Genomic DNA, 16,220 nt, shown 5'->3' with positions numbered 1-16,220 from the left:
CGCTTCGTCGGCTCTCACCGCCGGTCCTCCGACACCTCGTCACCGGCATCTCCGCACCCGGTCTCAGCGACCGGTCGTTGCGCACATCATCATCACCGCAAGGATCTCTCTCATGTCTCTCGCCTCCATCTCCAGCCACTCCACCCGCACTCCGCTCAGCGCCGTCCCCGATGCGGCACCCGCGACGGCGCCCGCCGTCCGCGCGGCCGTCCGCGCCGTTCCGAACGGCACAGAGGCGCGGGGCTTCGTCCTCTACGTCGGCGTCGACGAGGCCGACGCGGCCGCGGCGGGGACCAGCCTCGGCGCGCTCGTCCAGGCACTGAAGACCCTCACCACGCAGCTCGTCCCCGAGGCGGAGAGCTATGCAGCCGTCGCCCTGGCGCCCGAGGGTGCCGGCGGTCGGGCCATTGACGTCGTCCGGCTTGCGCTTCAGGAGCCCGCCGCCCTCGCGAAGCACCGCAACGCCCACGCCGACGAGGAGCTCGACCGCGCCGCCTCCGGCGTCGTGATCGACATCTCTCGCAAGCGTGTCGTGCTCGACAACCACCCGGCCGCCCTCACCTTCAAGGAGTTCGAGCTGCTGCAGTACCTCGTTCTGCGCGAGGGCAAGACGGTCGACCGCCAGGAGATCATCCAGGCACTGTGGAGCGCGGACACGGCGGACGAGGTCCCCAACGAGCGCACCATCGACGTCCACGTTCGTCGCCTTCGCTCCAAGCTCGGGGGCTACGACGAGATCGTTCGCACCGTCCGCGGCGTCGGCTACCGGTTCGACCGCCACGCGGATGTGACGATCCGTTACGCCTCGACGCCGAGCCCCGACCTGTTCTGAGCCGCGTCGTTCCTGGCCGGAGCTTATCGATCGACTGGGAACGCCCCCACAATGAGGGCTAGCGCGTAGCGCCCGTTATCGGCTCGTTATATATTCATAGAGCATCAGTTGTTTGCTGTGGCAGCTGATGCGGAATGTGATTGCAGGACACTCTTGGTGCAAGGGGAGGGCCGGACATCCACTGGATGTCCGGCCCTCAGTCTGTCTCCCGGCCGGTTGGCGCATCGGCGGTCCCGCTCACCTGACGCGCACTGATCTCGACGACGCCGCGCGAGCCGTACTCTTGTTCCATGCCACACGACGCCCCCGATCAGACCGCCGCGGATCCCGGCGGCGTCTTCAGCTCGGCGATCATCACCCCGAGGGGACTCGGGGGCGCGGTCGTGTTCGGTATCGGGCTCGCCACCATGGCGGTGCTGCCCGTCGGGCTGGTGCTTTGGGCGGCGGGATCGGGGACGCTGCTCCTGATCGTCGGAGCGATCGCGCTGCTGCCGGGTGCGGGGCTGATGGCGGCCGGCGGATACCTCATGTACCGGAGCCTGCGGCCCCGACCGGCGCCGTCGGCCACCGCGGACGCCGCCCGTACCGGCGTGGCAGCTCCGCACACCGACCCCGCCGCGACCGCCGGCCCCCACATCTCCGACCGGGAGGACCGATGACCACTCCGCCCCCCTCAGCCGCCCGCGGTTCGGGCCCCGTCGACGCGTGGGAGAGTCTGTTCCGCGCCCAGGTGCACGTCATGCGTGAGCTCGCCCAGGACTTCCCGATCGGATCGGTCACGCTGTCGGAGTACGACGTGCTGTTCACGCTGTCGCGGTACCCGGGCCGGACGGCACGGTTGCGCGACATCACCGGCCAGGTGTTCCTCAGCCAGCCCAGCGTCAGCCGAATGGTCGACCGACTGGTGGGCCGGGGCCTCGTGAGCAAGGGACAGGACCCGCACGACGGCAGGAGTGCGATCGTTACCATGACCGAGCAGGGAGTGCACGAGTTCAGGGCCGCGGCCGTGAAGCACTCGCGCACGATCAGCGAGATCATGACCGCAGCGCTCACCCCGGACGACATGTCCGAGCTCGCACGGATCACCGCGAAACTGCACCGCAACGGCCCCGGCGAGCCGACAGCATGACGGATGAGGCCGTCCGAATCGTCTGGCTGAGAGACGACCTCCGCCTCGCCGACCATCCGGCCCTGAGCGCCGCAGCCGCTGCGGGGCCCGTCGTTGTTCTCTATGTCAACGAGGAGGGCCCCTCCATCCGTCCCCTCGGTGGCGCGGCACGCTGGTGGGCGGCGAACAGCCTCGACGCACTGGACGCCTCGCTCAGCGAGCACGGTGTGCGTGTGCTGTACCGCCGCGGGGACCCGAGGGAGCTGCTGCCACCGCTCGCCGCCGAGCTCGGCGCGGTCGAGGTCCACGTGTCCCGGCGCACCGGTGCGCCGCGCAGGGACATCGACGTCCCCGTCCGTTCAGCGCTCGCAGGGGCCGGCGTCGGGTTCGTCGAGCACGAGGGCTCGCTGATCGAACCGCTCGGCGAGATCCGCACGGGGGCCGGCGAACCGTACTCGGTGTTCACGCCGTACTGGCGTCGGCTGTCGGCGCAGCTGGAGGTCGCGCCGCCGCGCTCCCCTCTCCCCCGTCCGGCGCGGATCGTCGCTCCCTCCGGGCAGCCGGACGGCGACGACAGGGAGACCTGGGGCTGGCGACCGAGCCGCCCGGACTGGTCGACCGGCCTGGCCGAACGATGGACCCCGGGGGAGCGCGCGGCCCACGAGACGCTCGAGGCCTTCGTCGCGGAGGGGCTCGAGTCGTACGAGCAGGACAGGGACGAGCTGCCCGTCGGCGGCTCGGAGCTGTCACCGCGTCTGCGCTGGGGCGAGCTGAGCCCCGCCCAGGTCTGGCACGCGGCCCGTGCTTCCTCGGCACCGTCCTCCGCGTTCCTCCGGCAGCTCGGCTGGCGCGAGTTCAGCTACCACCTCGTTGAGGCATTCCCGCAGATGCCGACCGCGCCGTGGCGCGCCGAGTACGCCGGATTCCCCTGGGACTGGGAGTCGGACGAGGCGGTCGAGGCCTGGCAGAGCGGCGAGACCGGCGTCGACCTGGTCGACGCGGCCATGACCGAGCTCTGGACGTCGGGGTTCATGCACAACAGGGCGAGGATGGTCACCGCGTCCTACCTCACGAAGAACCTGCTCGTGCACTGGCGCAGGGGCGAGGAGTGGTTCTGGGACACGCTCGTCGACGCGGACGCCGCCGTCAATGCGGTGAGCTGGCAGTGGGTTGCCGGTTCGGGGCCCGATGCGGCACCGTACTTCCGCGTGCTCAACCCGATGCGCCAGCAGGAGCGCTTCGACCCGTCGCGACGTTACCTGCACCGCTGGCTGGGCGACAGGGCGGACGAGTTGAGCGCGGTCGACGCGGATATGCTCCGCGCGCAACGGCGCAACGCCCTCGAGGCCTACGAGCAGATGCGCCGCACACGGGACGAGCGCACCGACTGAGCCCGGGGCAGCCGGAGACCGGGGCAACCGGAGACCGGGGCAGCCGGACGGCGACGAGAGATGGGCCCGGACGGCGCGGGATCGAGCGCCGTCCGGGCCCCGGCGCACGCTCGTCCCGCAACCGAACCCCCGTGCGGTTGCGTTCCTCCTGCGCGCCTCGCCCGCGGGAAGAATCCCGCGGGGGCCATCGTGGTCGGAGGAGCACCCCCGACACGTTACGACGACGGCTCATCGTCCCCCGCCGTCGTCGTTGCTAAAAAGTAACATAGCGATTCAGGCCCATTCAGCCCGCTTGTGAATACCCGCATGCACGCGCATGGATCGCCGGTTTCGCCACCGAACGACCACCGCCGCCCGCCCGAAATCGCTGCAGAACCCCCCGCCGCCCCGGCCGCACCAGTGCATTCTCAGGGCGGACGCGGCATGATTGACGGGTTGGCCAGGCGACAGGAGTGGATACGGACGAGAGCACGCGGACGGGCGCCCACGGGATCATCCCCGGACGTCGCACCCCGTCCCCCGACGCAGGCGACCGCCGCTCAGGGCTGATCAGCATGCCCGCGCCGATCGCCGGAGCACGTCTCGGCAACGGCAGGGCGACGGCGAAGTTCATCCTCATCGGCGAGCACGCGGTCGTCTACGGACGTCCGGCGATCGCGCTCCCCATGCCGGCCCTCGCGATGCGCGCCGCCGCCGTGCCCAGCTCGGGCGAGCTGTGGCTGGACTCCGAGCACTACCGCGGCCCGCTGAGCCAGGCCCCGGAACGCCTCGCCCCGATCCGCGCAGCCCTCATCGCCACACTCTCCCACCTCGGCCTGCCCGACCGCGGCCTCGTCGTCAGAACCGAGTCGGCCATCCCCATCGAGCGCGGCCTCGGATCGAGCGCCGCCGTGTCCGCCGCGGTGATCCGGTCCCTGTTCGACCTCGCCGGTCTCACTCCCGAGCAGGATGAGCTGTTCGAGCTCATCCAGGTGTCGGAGAGGGTCGCGCACGGCTCGCCGAGCGGACTCGACGCGCACACGGTGACCGCTGCGGGCCCCCTCCGCTTCGAGCGGGGCGTCGCCACCCCCCTGCGCTTCGGGCTCCGCGCGACCTTCATCCTCGCGGACACGGGAGTGAGGGGACAGACCCGAGCGGCGATCACCGACCTGGCGCGGCTCCGCGAACGACGTCCCGACTGGGTCGAGGAGCGGTTCGCCCGCATCACCGAGCTCACCTCGGCGAGCGCCTCCGCCGTCGAGCTCGACGACGTCGCGGCGCTCGGAGGCCACATGTCCGAGGCGCACGGCATCCTCCGCGACCTGGAGGTCAGCAGCCCAGAGCTGGAGTCGCTCGTCTCCGCTGCGGAGGACGCCGGGGCGCTCGGCGCCAAATTGACCGGTGGGGGCCGGGGTGGTTGCATGGTCGCCGTGGCCGAATCAACCCAGCAGGCGCTCCGCGTCGCACGAGCACTCGGGGACGCGGGAGCCGCGAGGACCTGGTTGTACGCGACCGGCGGACCCGCCGCATGAGCCGTACCGGCAGGGGGGCCGTCGCGACCGCGCACAGCAACATCGCGCTGATCAAGTACTGGGGCAAGCGCGACGCACGCCTCGCGATCCCGTCGACGTCGAGCCTCTCGCTCACACTGGACGTCTTCCCGACGACGACCCGGGTGGCGTTCGACGACGCGCTCGAGACGGACACCGTCCAGCTCGACGGTGCGCCGATGCCGCCGCGCGCCGCGGCGCGGGTGTCCGACTTCCTCGACCTGGTCAGGGAGCGCGCCGGCATCACCACGGCGGCACGGGTCGTCACCGAGAACGCCGTCCCGACCGGCGCGGGGCTGGCCTCATCGGCGTCCGGCTTCGCGGCCCTGGCCGGCGCCGCCAGCACGGCCGCGGGACTCGACCTGGACACGAGGGAGCTGTCGCGGCTCGCACGCCGGGGGTCCGGCTCGGCTTCGCGCTCGGTGTTCGGCGGTCTCGTCCAGTGGAACGCCGGCACCGGCGACGCCGACTCCTACGCGGAGCCGGTCCCGTCGGGTGATCTGAGCCTCGCGATGATCGTCGTCGTCGTGAACGCCGCGGAGAAGGCCGTCTCCAGCCGTGACGGCATGCGGCGCACCGTCGAGACATCCCCCTTCTACGAGCCGTGGGTGTCACGCTCCGCCGACGATCTGGCACAGATGCGACGCGCGATCGCGGACGCCGACCTCGCCTCCGTGTGCGAGATCGCCGAGTCCAACGCGATGGGCATGCACGGGACGATGCTGGGGGCCCGTCCGCCGTTCAGTTACTGGGAGCCGGCGTCGCTCGCGGTCATGGGCGTCGTGCGCGCGCTGAGGGACAGGGGCGTCGTCTGCGGCTTCACCATGGACGCGGGGCCGAACGTCAAGATCATCTGCTCTCCCTCCGACGTCGCCACCGTGACGGCGGCGCTCGACGACGCGGTCCCTGGCGCCGAGCGCATCGTCGCCGGTCCCGGGCCCGGGCTCCTCATCCGGGAGGACGCGTCGTGATCCGCGTCAGTGCGCCGGGCAAGCTGTTCATCGCCGGCGAGTACGCCGTCGTCGAGACAGGCCAGCCCGCCGTGCTCGTCGCCGTCGACCGCTACCTGACGGTTGAGCTCCAGCCCGCCACCGGCGAGGGCAGGCTGATCAGCGACCAGTACGGCCGGCTCCCCGTGTTGTGGAGGCGTGCGGGCAGCCGGCTCGTCCTCGACACGGACCAGCGCCCCTTCGACTACGTCCTCGAGGCGATCAGCGCGGTCGAGTCGTATGCGACGGAGTCCGGGCATCCGCTGGGCTACTACGATCTGACGATCTCCAGCGAACTGGACGACATGTCCGGCCGCAAGTTCGGGCTCGGCTCGAGCGCGGCCGTCACCGCCGCGACGGTCCAGGCCCTCGACCGCTTCTACGATCTGGGGCTGTCCCGGCTGGAGCTGCTGAAGCTCGCGTATCTGGCGACGATGCGTGTCAACGCGAACGGCTCCGGAGGTGACCTCGCCGCGAGCATGTTTGGCGGCTGGATCGCGTACACCGCGTTCGACCGCGCCTGGGTGGCGGACAACCGCGAGCGGATGTCGACGGTCGAGATGGTGCGCAGCGAGTGGCCGGGGCTCTCCGTCCGTGCCATCACGCCTCCGTCGGCGCTTCAGCTGATCGTCGGATGGACCGGTGTTCCCGCGTCGACGATGAGCCTCGTGAGCAGCGTCCAGGACCGCAAGTCGACGACGAACAGTCACTACGGCGAGTTCCTCTCCCAGAGTCGGGCCTGCGTCGAGGAGCTCGTCGCGGCGTTCGAGGCGGACGATGCCGTCGTGGCACAGCGTCAGATCCGCCAGGCTCGGCGCCTGCTGCAACGACTGTCCGCCGAGTCGGAGCTCGTCATCGAGACGCCGGCTCTGCGTCTGCTCTGCGACTCCGCCGGGCGGGCGGGCGGAGCGGCGAAGTCCTCCGGAGCTGGCGGAGGGGACTGCGGCATCGTGCTCATCGACACGGGAATCGACGTGCGTCCGATGCTGCGGGAGTGGGAGCTCAACGATATCCGGCACCTCGCGATCGGCGTTCACCCCGCCGAGCGCTGAGCGCCACCACGCAGGCCGATGCCGACCGGGGTCGAGGCCCGCTGCCCTGAGCGCCAAGCGCCGTTCGCCGAGCCCCGGAGCCGGCGAACGAGCAACGGGCAACGGGCAACGGGCAACGGGCAACGGTGTCGTCCTGACCGGGCGCCGGCTTCCCCCGACACGAGCGGACCCCGCGAGCTGAGCGCTCGCGGGGTCCGCTCATCACGTCGAGGCGCTAGCCGTCCGAACGCCTACCGATTCGGCGCAGCACGAGGAGCGCGGCTCCGGCCAGAAGCACTGCCCCGCCGATGAAACCGATGACGGGGGAAACGCTCGCGCCCGTCGAAGCGAGGTCTCCACCTGACGGCGGCGTGGCCGTCGGCGTCGCGCTCGGAGCGGGGTGGACCGGCACGGTCGGCGTCGGCGTCGGCTCAACCGGCGATGTCGGTGTGGGAGTCGGCGTCGGCGTCGGCGTCGGCGTCGGCGGGACCGCCGTCGCGACGTTGCGCAGTGCGACAGCGAGTGTGGCCCCATCCGTGACGGTGAGCTCGACCGAGCGTCCGTCGTCGGCGATGTCGATGTACTCGTTCGGGGTCGAGGTGAACTCCGGATCGGCCCACGTCACACCGTCGAGCGCGGGGATGTCGATCTCGGACAGGGAGACGACGGTCCCAGCAGGCAAACCCTGAATCCCGGCCGGCTCGCCGCCCGCGGTGAGCTCGAGCGTCTCGCCCTCGGCCGTCCCGCCCGCGTCGACGTAGTCCGCGCGGACGGTGAAGCGGGTGTCGGCGGGGACCGACGCGGCACCGTCGCCGTCGATCGGGAGCTTCGCGACGCTGAAACCACCCGTGCCCGTCCCGGCGGCATCGCCACCGCCGCTCGAACGGTACACGACGCGCGAGGTGACGGTCGTTCCGGCGGCGTCCGCGGTGTTGTCGAAGATGTCGCCGACCGTGGTGCCCGCCGCGTCCGTGAGCCGCGATTGGTAGGCGAAGCGGTAGACGGTCGACGGGTCGATCGGCCCGTCGACCGTCATCGTGAGCGTCGTGCTGCCCGACTCCGTCACGCGCCAGCGGTCGCCGGCCAACGGCGTCCAGTCCTGGGCGTCCCACGCCTGCTGGCTCGCCTCGATCGTGCGGACGACGGGCGCACCCGTACCACTCTCGACGAGCCGCTGCCCGCCACCGAGGGTGTCGCTCAGCGTGATCCCGCCGTCGGGGTCCACCTGCGATCCCGGGACGTCGACGACCCACTGGATGGTGTCGCGGTCCGCCGATGTCCACCAGCCGTGCTTGGCCGGCGTGACGGGGAGGCGCCCGTTGTCCTGCGGCGCGATGCCCCCCGTGCCCGGCAGGTCGACGACGACCGGGTCACCGTCGACGGTGATCACGACGTCCTCGGCCGTGGTCTGCCGCGCGGCGTCGACCTGGAGCCAGAGCGATCCGGAGACGTCCTGCTTGCCGGTGACGTAATCGGTGAAAGTGCACAGCACCCGCGCCGCGGTCGACCCGCTCGCGGGGGTGACCTCGCAGCGCCCCGCAGGCACGGGCGTATCGCCCTCGTCGGCCGTGATCGTGAAATCGCCCGCTGCCGCCGCGAGCTCCGGCGGCAGCTCGATCGAGAAGGTGTCCCCCTCGGCCAGCGGCCGCCCCTGGTCCGACCAGGTCATCTGCAGGCGGGCCGAGTCGTAGCGATTGAGGTTCTCGTCGGTGCCGCTCGCGGTCGTCAGCGTGATCGAGCCAGGGTCGATCACGCTCACCTCCGCGGCAACCGCCGGGCTCGCGGCACCGACGGCCAGAAGGCCGCCGATCCCGAGCGCCAGGGCCGTGAGGGCTGCGGCAGGCCGCCGCGCATGGTTGATCATCTCGAGTGATCCCTTTCATCATCCGTCGCGGCGCGCGGAGCGGCACCGCCCCGCAGGCATCACCGGAAGGGACCGGTCGACGGGGGGCGCGGGATGTCAGTCGGGCACCACTATACTCACCTAAGCTGATGAATATTCACGTTTGCCTGGGGAGCGCTCCCCATCTTTGTCGACGTCCCCCAGCGCGCCGTGCCCCACGTCGTCCGCAGCCACAGGCGGAACCGCAGCCGCGATCCCATACGCTGAAGGAATGGTCACCGCGAACTCGAGCCCCGCACGCGCCTGGGGACCCGGCGCCCGACTCCTGGGGACCGGTCACCACCAGCCCGAACGCGTGGTCGACAACGCCGAGATCGCGCGACTGGTCGACACCACCGACGAGTGGATCACCCAGAGGGTGGGCATCCGTACACGCCGCCTCGCCGGCCCGGACGACACCGTGGCCTCCATCGCCACCCTCGCCGCCGCACGCGCCCTCGACGACGCCGGCGTCGCACCGGAGGACATCGACCTGGTCGTCGTCGCGACGTTCTCCAACATCGACCGTTCGCCGAGCACCGCCGGCCGCGTCGCCGAGGGGATCGGCTCATCCACCGCGGCGGCGTTCGACGTCAACTCCGCCTGCTCCGGGTTCGTGCAGTCCCTCGCCATCGCGCAGCAGGCGATCGCCGCGGGGACGGCGCGAACGGCGGTCGTGGTGGGCGCGGAGCTCATGTCCGACATCACCGACTGGACCGACCGCTCCACCTGCATCCTCGTCGGTGACGGCGCCGGCGCCGTCGTGCTCGGGGCCGCCGAACAGTCGGAGATGAGCCCCGTCGTCTGGGGCTCCGTGCCGGGACTCGCCGACAGCGTCCGGGTTGAGCGACCCGAGCGGACCTTCAGGCAGAACGGCAGGGCCGTGTTCCGCTGGGCCATCACCGAGGCCGCGGGTCACGCCAGGCGGGCGATCGAGCGCGCCGGCCTCTCACCGGAGGACATCGCCGTCTTCGTCCCCCACCAGGCGAACCTGCGGATCGTCGAGCCGCTCGCACAGCAGCTCGGGGTCGTCAACGCGATCGTCGCGACGGACGTCGTCGAGTCGGGGAACACCTCGGGCGCGAGCATCCCGCTCGCCCTGTCGAAGCTGCTGGCGACGCACGACGTCCCGAGCGGTGCGCCGATCCTGCTTTTCGGCTTCGGCGGCGGGTTCGCCTACGCCGGCCAGGTGGTCCTCGCCCCCTGACCGCGCCGAGCCGGACCTCGCCGCGCGGGCGGGCGCTCTATTCGGGCGCGGAGCCGCGAAGCTCGGCAGCGATTCGCTCCCCCGCGATCTCCAGCCAGCGCGGCGCCTCGGCCCTGGCCGCGGCAACGCTCGGAGCGAGGTCGACGAGTGCGACCGACCAGAGCACGCCCTCCGCGCGGAGCGCCTCCTCCGACACCGAGCACACCCCGGCGACCGCAGCGACGGGGACGCCGGCCGCAGCCGCCATCCGCGCAGCCGCGATGGGGGCCTTGCCACCGAGCGACTGCTCGTCCAGCGACCCCTCCCCGACGACGACGAGGTCCGCGTCGACGATCGCAGCCTCCAGGTCGATGAGCTGCGCGACCAGCTCGCTCCCCGCGACGAGCTCTGCACCGGCCGCCGCGACGAAGGCGGAGGGGAAACCACCGGCCGCACCGCACCCGGCACGGTCCGGGTCCACCCCCGTTGCGGCGAACAGCACCCGAGCCCATCGCCTCAGCGCCCGGTCCAAACGCGCCACGGTCGCGGCGTCGGCCCCCTTCTGCGGCGAGAACACGGCGGCCGCGCCACGCTCCCCCGTCAACGGGTTGTCGACGTCAACGGCGAGACGGAGGTCGAGCGAGGCCAGCCGGGGGTCGAGCCCGGAGAGGTCCAGCTCCGCCACCCGCTCGATAGTCAGCGCGCCCTCGTCATCGAGGACCGCGCCGCGATCGTCACGGAGGCGTGCACCGAGAGCCGCCAGGGCGCCGGCGCCACCGTCGGTCATCGCGGACCCGCCCAGCGTGACGACGACCTCGTCCACCCCCTCGTCGAGGGCGGCGGCGATCAGCTGCCCCGTCCCGGCGCTCGACGAGCGGAGGGCGCTGTCCACGTCAGGGGCGACGAACGCCAGTCCACTCGCCGCGGCTGACTCGACGACCGCGGATCGGCGGCCGCCCGCGTCGATCACGGCCCAGCCAGCCTCCGTCGACCGTCCGAGCGGATCGCGCACCCGCGCCACCCTGCGGTCAGCGCCGGCGAGAACGACGGCGTCGATCGTGCCCTCGCCGCCGTCGGCGATGGGCAGGATGGTGATCCGCGCGTCGGGGCGGACCCGGCGGATGCCGGCAGCGATCGACTGTGCGACCTGCTCTGCGGTGGCGGAGCCCTTGAACTTGTCGGGGGCGAGGAGGATGCGCGGTCCGGCTGCAGTGCGGGATTCGGGGGTGCTCACGTCGTCGAGCCTAGCGGGGCACGACCGTTCGGGGACCGCCGGGCCGCGGAGAGGAACCGTGCCGAACCGGCCGCCGCGCGCGGGTCCGGCTGGCGTGCAGCGGAGACAGGCGACCGGCCGGGGAAACGGAGCGGCCGCCGGCGCTCACGCACCGACGGCCACTCCGATCATGCGGGTTCACACCCCCGGGGTCACGCCTCCAGACGAGCCCTCAGCGCGGCGCCGAGCTCCGCGTCGACCTGGGTCCAGTACCAGATGGCCCGCTCACGGACCTCCTCGCGGGTGACGCCCGACACCGCACCGGTGATGGTGTCCAGGAAACGGGCCTTCGCCTCGTTGTCGAACACGTCGCGGTACAGCGTCCCGGCCTGGCCGAAGTCGTCATCCTCGGCGTGCAGCGTCGCCGCCGCGCGCACCAGAGCACCGTCGGACTCCCAGCTGCCGACACCGGCCGCCGCCGCATCGGCGGTCGGCCCGCCCAGCGAGTTGGGTGCGTAGTTCGGCGCACCGGCCGCGGGGAAGGTGTGGCGGAGCTGGCCGTCGCGGCTGTAGGTGTTGACCTCGGCCGCGTGCGGCGCGTTGACCGGCAGCTCCTGGTAGTTCGTGCCGACACGGTAGCGCTGCGCGTCGGGGTAGGAGAACACGCGCGCCATGAGCATCTTGTCCGGACTGATGTCGATGCCGGGGACCGTGTTCGCCGGCGAGAACGCCGCCTGCTCGATCTCGGCGAAGAAGTTCTCCGGGTTGCGGTTGAGCGTGTGCACGCCGACCGAGATGAGCGGGTAGTCCGCATGCGGCCAGACCTTGGTCAGGTCGAAGGGGTTGAAGCGGTAGGTCTTGGCGTCCTCGTAGGGCATGATCTGCACCTTGAGCTCCCACGCGGGGAACTCGCCGCGCTCGATCGCCTCGTACAGGTCACGGCGGTAGTGGTCCGCGTCCGCACCGGCGATGACCTCGGCGCTGTCGTTGCCGATCTCGTGGTTGCCCTGCAGCGAGACGAAGTGGTACTTCACCCAGAAGCGATCGCCCTCGGCGTTGATCCACTGGTAGGTGTGGGACCCGAAGCCGGGCATCTCGCGCCAGCTGCGCGGGAGGCCGCGGTCACCCATCAGGTAGGTGACCTGGTGGGCGGACTCCGGCGACAGGGTCCAGAAGTCCCACTGCATGTCGGCGTCGCGCAGACCGGAACCGGGAAGCCGCTTCTGCGAGTGAATGAAGTCGGGGAACTTGATGCCGTCGCGGATGAAGAACACCGGGGTGTTGTTGCCGACGATGTCGTAGTTGCCCTCGGGCGTGTAGAACTTCACGGAGAAGCCGCGGACGTCGCGCCAGGTGTCGGGCGAGCCCTGCTCGCCGGCGACCGAGGAGAAGCGCTGCAGCGTCTCGACGGTCGACCCCGGCTGGAACAGCGCGGCGGTGGTGTAGGCGGACACGTCGCCGGTGACGACGAACTCGCCGAAGGCCCCGCCTCCCTTGGCGTGCACGATGCGCTCGGGGATGCGCTCGCGGTTGAACTGGGCGAGCTTCTCGACGAGGTACCGATCGTGCAGCGCGGTGACGCCGTCGGCGCCCGCGGTGAGCGAGTGCTCGTCACTGGGTACGGGCGCTCCGGTCAGGCTGGTCGTCCTGTTTTCTGACATGGGTTCTCCTCCGGGTGTGGACGTTGGGCGGATGGTCACGCGGCCTGACAGCGGGGGCAGAGACCCCAGAACGTGACCTCCGCGGTGGCGACGGCGAAGCCGCCGGTGTCCGCGGGGGTCAGGCAGGGGGCGGCGCCGACGACGCAGTCCACATCACTGACCGCTCCGCACTCGGTGCAGACCAGGTGATGGTGATTGTCGTCGACGCGCCTCTCGTACCGCGCCGATGACCCTGCGGGGACGATCCTGCGGATCAATCCGGTCCCCGCGAGGTCACCGAGGATGTTGTGGACGGACTGGATAGAGGTGTTCTCCAGCTCTCCGGCGACGATGCGATGGATCGCGTCGGCGTCGGAGTGCGGGCGCGTGTCGAGCGTCCGCAGGACCGCGACGCGGCCCGCGGTCACACGAAGGCCCGCGCCCCGTATGAGCTGCTCGTATCCGTCCGTCACGTCGCCAACGATACGTCTTGTTTTTAGTCATTCAAAAGTAGATCGCGCGTGTCGGGAGGGCGGGTTTCTGAGGCGCGCCTTGCCTTATCGGCGCGAGCGGACCCTGATGAGATCACCTCAAGCCCGGTACCCCACTAACCTCGGGGGCATGATCGCAACCACCGGCTATCTGCTGTCCGCCCTCGTCTGGCTCGTGATGATCGCTGTGCTCGGCGCTCTCCTCTTCGTGATCGTCAGGGCAGCGGTGCTGTCCGCTTTGCGACGCCACGCCGCCGAGACGGCGACGACTTCCCACACGAGCGACTGAGCGACTGAGCGACTGAGCGACTGAGCGACTGAGCGACTGAGCGACGCTACAGCGCACAGCGCGCACGGACATCGACATAAAAACAGGCCCCGCGTTCTCACGCGGGGCCTGCGATGATCCTCGTCGGATCGGAACCGTGCGCCCGGAGGGACTCGAACCCCCAACCTTCTGTTCTGTAGTGCGGACCGTGGCCGACTGCCAGGTGATATGGGCGGCGGCAGATGCCGCACAAGGCACATATGCCTAAGCATCGCGCGCGCGGTGCTACTCCTAAGGGAGTGATTACCCCCGAATGGGCGGGAGCTGTAGCCGACTACCTCGACGCGCAGACCGCCGCCGCATACCCCCGAACCACCGTCTACGCTCGCCGTCAGCACCTGGAGCACCTAGCGCGGCGGGTGAGGTCGGGGCCATGGGACATCACACCCGGCGAGCTGATCGAGTACGCGGCCGCGCAGGAGTGGGCACCGGAGACCAGGCGCGGCCGTCGCAACACCCTCCTGTCGTTCTACCGATGGGGGATCGCCCTCGGCCTCACGGACACGAACCCCGCCGTCGCGCTCCCCCGCGTGCGGGTGACCACTCCCCCGGCGCGCCCCATCGGGCCGACTGCGTACGAGGACGCCATGACGAAGGCCGACGAACGAACACGCCTCATTCTGCGGCTCGCGTACGAGGCCGGGCTACGGCGCGCCGAGATAGCCGTGATCCACTCCGACGACATCATCGAGGACTTGGACGGCTGGTCGCTCCTCGTGCATGGCAAGGGCCGGAAACAACGCCTCGTGCCGCTGACACGGCGGCTCGCGCTCGAGCTACGCTCGCACGGCCACGGCTACGTGTTCCCCGGAGCTATCGACGGGCACCTATCCCCGCGGCGTGTTGGCGAGCTGGCCGCCGCCGTGCTGCCCGAACCATGGACGCTGCACACACTGCGCCACGCCTTCGCCACGCGCGCCTACCGGCTCGATAGCGACGTGTTCACCGTCCAGGACTTGCTCGGCCACTCGTCCCCGGCGACCACGCGGCGCTACGTCCAGACGGACCGGTCGCGCTTACGATCCACAGTCGACCGCCTCACCGCCGTATAAATGAACTACCCCCGAATGAACGGAATACGATGAGACGCACACTCCCCTTGCTCTGCGTTGGCGTGCTGGCACTCGCTGGATGCGCCGCCGCGGACGAACCAGCCGACTTGAACGCGGACGAATTCGCCGAGCTTGTTTCGTTGACAATGGAGGGCGAGTTGAGCATGTCCAACGAAGAACTCTTCGAGTACGCGCAACACACCTGCGGCTACTTGGAGGGCGGCGGGACCGGCGAGGGCCTGTATGAACTCGTGACCGGGGGCGACGGCTGGAGCGATACGGCGGAGACGCTTTCACAGGTTGCCGCCGCGGGCATCCAAACCTATTGCCCGAAGCAGCTAGACAAGCTGTCCGAGTAGCTCGACACACAGACGGCGGCGAGCCTGACAAGTAATGTCAGGCCCGCCGCCGTCTCACGTTCATTCGGTGGCGTGGCGCCCTTGCTTGGTCGGCGTGTTCGCGGCCGGGAGACCGAACGCGGCCAGCGCGAGTCCGGCCCAGAGTCCGGCCTGTTCCGTCGTGATGATGCCGTAGCCGACCAGCAGCACGCCGACGGCGGCGAGGATGCGGTAGAGCCACGCTCGGGTGGCCTCGGCGGTCAGGTGGGCGAACAGTTCTCTCATGATTTCCCCTTGCTGAGTAGGTGGCGGTTTAGCGTGCGGATATCGGAGCGGATACCGCCGATGTCCTTGCCCTGGTCTCGGACCTGTGCGGCGAGTTCGTCGAGGTCGTCGCGGATATGTGTGCTGTGGCTGTTGGTGATCGCCTCGCGGGTGCGGCGCTGTTGCGTTGCAGCTCGGCCGAGCATCGCCAGCATGATCGCCTGGACGGCCGCGATCAGCGCAACGATGACGTTCTCGCTCACGTCGCGGACCAGTGCGACCCGTTGGGCTTGGGCACCTTGTTCAGCGGGATACCGAGCAGCGTCAGGGTGTCATCGAACGACGCCTGATCGAGCTGGTGAACCTTGCCGAACAGGGCACGGGTGCCGGTCAGGGTGCGCTTGGCCTTGATATGCCGGATCGTGCCGGGGCCGACCGCGTACACGGGCGGCTTTCCCTTGACCTGGATGAATGCGCGCATTGCTGTGTCTCCTATCTGGGTGAGGACCGGCGCGGACGCGCCGTATCGGACGGTGCGCTCGCGGCCTTGCCTCAGGTGCCGGAGCGGGTCTACGTGGTGTCCACCGAGCCAGAGGCCCAGGTGGAGATGCGGTCCGGTCGCGCCGAGTGCGCTCTGTCCGGCCGTGCCGATGGTCTGGCCGGCCGTCACGCGGGCACCGACGCGGACGCGGCGGGCTTGGAGTGAGTGGTAGGACGTGCCGATCCCGGTGTCCCAGGTCCGGCCGTCGTGCAGCACCCGGACGTAGTTGCCGTACTCGTAGTGATAGCCGGACTCGACCACGCGACCGGGGCCGCACACGGTGACCGGTGTGCCGAGACCGAACGCGAAATCGGCACCCTTGTGCGCGACGCCGGGTGTGAGCGGTCGGGGGCCGTAGGGGGAGGTGAGGGGCTGACGGGTCAGCCAGAGTTTCGCGGTCGGCAT

General features: G+C 70.5%; 18 protein-coding genes. 11 read left to right on the top strand and 7 right to left on the bottom strand.

The window, feature by feature from the left end:
• Window positions 1-112: 112 nt before the first annotated feature.
• The 7 genes from FM119_RS04085 to FM119_RS04055 all read left to right on the top strand — a co-directional run bounded on the left by FM119_RS04085 (window position 113) and on the right by FM119_RS04055 (window position 6,901).
• On the top strand, window positions 113-832 hold the full coding sequence (locus tag FM119_RS04085; RefSeq protein WP_087136406.1) for a winged helix-turn-helix domain-containing protein: 720 nt from the start codon (window positions 113-115) through the stop codon (window positions 830-832).
• A gap of 290 nt (window positions 833-1,122) precedes the next feature.
• Window positions 1,123-1,491, top strand: coding sequence for a hypothetical protein (locus FM119_RS04080; protein ID WP_087136405.1), 369 nt, complete (start codon window positions 1,123-1,125; stop codon window positions 1,489-1,491).
• A complete protein-coding gene (locus tag FM119_RS04075) occupies window positions 1,488-1,961 on the top strand; it encodes a MarR family winged helix-turn-helix transcriptional regulator (protein WP_087136404.1) in 474 nt (157 codons plus the stop codon). Before FM119_RS04080 ends, FM119_RS04075 begins: the two co-directional genes overlap by 4 nt.
• Window positions 1,958-3,331: a cryptochrome/photolyase family protein gene (locus FM119_RS04070; RefSeq protein WP_087136403.1), complete on the top strand. Its 1,374-nt coding sequence runs from the start codon at window positions 1,958-1,960 to the stop codon at window positions 3,329-3,331. Before FM119_RS04075 ends, FM119_RS04070 begins: the two co-directional genes overlap by 4 nt.
• 452 nt (window positions 3,332-3,783) lie before the next feature.
• On the top strand, window positions 3,784-4,842 hold the full coding sequence (gene mvk / locus FM119_RS04065) for a mevalonate kinase (protein WP_087136402.1): 1,059 nt from the start codon (window positions 3,784-3,786) through the stop codon (window positions 4,840-4,842).
• The gene (gene mvaD, locus FM119_RS04060; protein WP_087136401.1) at window positions 4,839-5,831 is read left to right on the top strand and encodes a diphosphomevalonate decarboxylase; all 993 of its coding nucleotides are present in this window, start codon (window positions 4,839-4,841) and stop codon (window positions 5,829-5,831) included. The genes mvk and mvaD overlap by 4 nt, the downstream gene beginning before the upstream one ends.
• Window positions 5,828-6,901: a phosphomevalonate kinase gene (locus FM119_RS04055; RefSeq protein WP_087136400.1), complete on the top strand. Its 1,074-nt coding sequence runs from the start codon at window positions 5,828-5,830 to the stop codon at window positions 6,899-6,901. Before mvaD ends, FM119_RS04055 begins: the two co-directional genes overlap by 4 nt.
• A 214-nt stretch (window positions 6,902-7,115) precedes the next feature.
• Here the strand turns inward: FM119_RS04055 and FM119_RS04050 are convergent, their stop codons facing one another.
• Window positions 7,116-8,744: an Ig-like domain-containing protein gene (locus FM119_RS04050; protein ID WP_087136399.1), complete on the bottom strand. Its 1,629-nt coding sequence runs from the start codon at window positions 8,742-8,744 to the stop codon at window positions 7,116-7,118.
• A 250-nt stretch (window positions 8,745-8,994) separates the two neighbouring features.
• On the opposite strand from FM119_RS04050, the gene FM119_RS04045 reads away from it, so the two are divergent.
• The gene (locus FM119_RS04045; protein WP_087136398.1) at window positions 8,995-9,969 is read left to right on the top strand and encodes a beta-ketoacyl-ACP synthase 3; all 975 of its coding nucleotides are present in this window, start codon (window positions 8,995-8,997) and stop codon (window positions 9,967-9,969) included.
• Window positions 9,970-10,006: 37 nt separating this feature from the next.
• Here the strand turns inward: FM119_RS04045 and FM119_RS04040 are convergent, their stop codons facing one another.
• From FM119_RS04040 to FM119_RS04030, 3 genes are all read right to left on the bottom strand, one after another.
• A complete protein-coding gene (locus FM119_RS04040) occupies window positions 10,007-11,182 on the bottom strand; it encodes a glycerate kinase (RefSeq protein ID WP_087136397.1) in 1,176 nt (391 codons plus the stop codon).
• Between the two features lie 191 nt (window positions 11,183-11,373).
• The gene (locus FM119_RS04035; protein WP_087136396.1) at window positions 11,374-12,822 is read right to left on the bottom strand and encodes a catalase; all 1,449 of its coding nucleotides are present in this window, start codon (window positions 12,820-12,822) and stop codon (window positions 11,374-11,376) included.
• A gap of 35 nt (window positions 12,823-12,857) precedes the next feature.
• Complete coding sequence (locus FM119_RS04030; protein WP_245827250.1) at window positions 12,858-13,274, bottom strand: Fur family transcriptional regulator; 417 nt, start codon at window positions 13,272-13,274, stop codon at window positions 12,858-12,860.
• Window positions 13,275-13,422: 148 nt separating this feature from the next.
• Between FM119_RS04030 and FM119_RS13845 the strand changes: the two genes are divergently transcribed.
• The 3 genes from FM119_RS13845 to FM119_RS04020 all read left to right on the top strand — a co-directional run bounded on the left by FM119_RS13845 (window position 13,423) and on the right by FM119_RS04020 (window position 15,031).
• Window positions 13,423-13,581 carry a hypothetical protein gene (locus tag FM119_RS13845; RefSeq protein WP_179205190.1) on the top strand — a complete coding sequence of 53 codons (159 nt, stop codon included), beginning with the start codon at window positions 13,423-13,425 and terminating at the stop codon, window positions 13,579-13,581.
• 278 nt (window positions 13,582-13,859) lie between these two features.
• Window positions 13,860-14,672 carry a tyrosine-type recombinase/integrase gene (locus FM119_RS04025; protein WP_179205189.1) on the top strand — a complete coding sequence of 271 codons (813 nt, stop codon included), beginning with the start codon at window positions 13,860-13,862 and terminating at the stop codon, window positions 14,670-14,672.
• 29 nt (window positions 14,673-14,701) lie between these two features.
• Window positions 14,702-15,031, top strand: a complete 330-nt coding sequence (locus FM119_RS04020; RefSeq protein ID WP_087136393.1) for a DUF732 domain-containing protein — start codon at window positions 14,702-14,704, stop codon at window positions 15,029-15,031.
• A gap of 60 nt (window positions 15,032-15,091) precedes the next feature.
• Here the strand turns inward: FM119_RS04020 and FM119_RS04015 are convergent, their stop codons facing one another.
• Genes FM119_RS04015 through FM119_RS04005 form a run of 3 tightly spaced genes read right to left on the bottom strand, consistent with a single transcriptional unit; the run spans window position 15,092 to window position 16,220 of the window.
• Window positions 15,092-15,295: a phage holin gene (locus FM119_RS04015; RefSeq protein WP_087136392.1), complete on the bottom strand. Its 204-nt coding sequence runs from the start codon at window positions 15,293-15,295 to the stop codon at window positions 15,092-15,094.
• Window positions 15,292-15,537: a DUF2746 domain-containing protein gene (locus FM119_RS04010; protein WP_087136391.1), complete on the bottom strand. Its 246-nt coding sequence runs from the start codon at window positions 15,535-15,537 to the stop codon at window positions 15,292-15,294. Before FM119_RS04010 ends, FM119_RS04015 begins: the two co-directional genes overlap by 4 nt.
• Complete coding sequence (locus tag FM119_RS04005) at window positions 15,534-16,220, bottom strand: M23 family metallopeptidase (RefSeq protein ID WP_087136390.1); 687 nt, start codon at window positions 16,218-16,220, stop codon at window positions 15,534-15,536. The genes FM119_RS04010 and FM119_RS04005 overlap by 4 nt, the downstream gene beginning before the upstream one ends.

The sequence above is a fragment of the Mycetocola reblochoni REB411 genome (assembly GCF_900163835.1).
Lineage (GTDB): Bacteria > Actinomycetota > Actinomycetes > Actinomycetales > Microbacteriaceae > Mycetocola_B > Mycetocola_B reblochoni.
The sequence above is the reverse complement of the archived record's forward strand: the minus strand, read 5'-3'. Positions and strand labels throughout refer to the sequence as shown.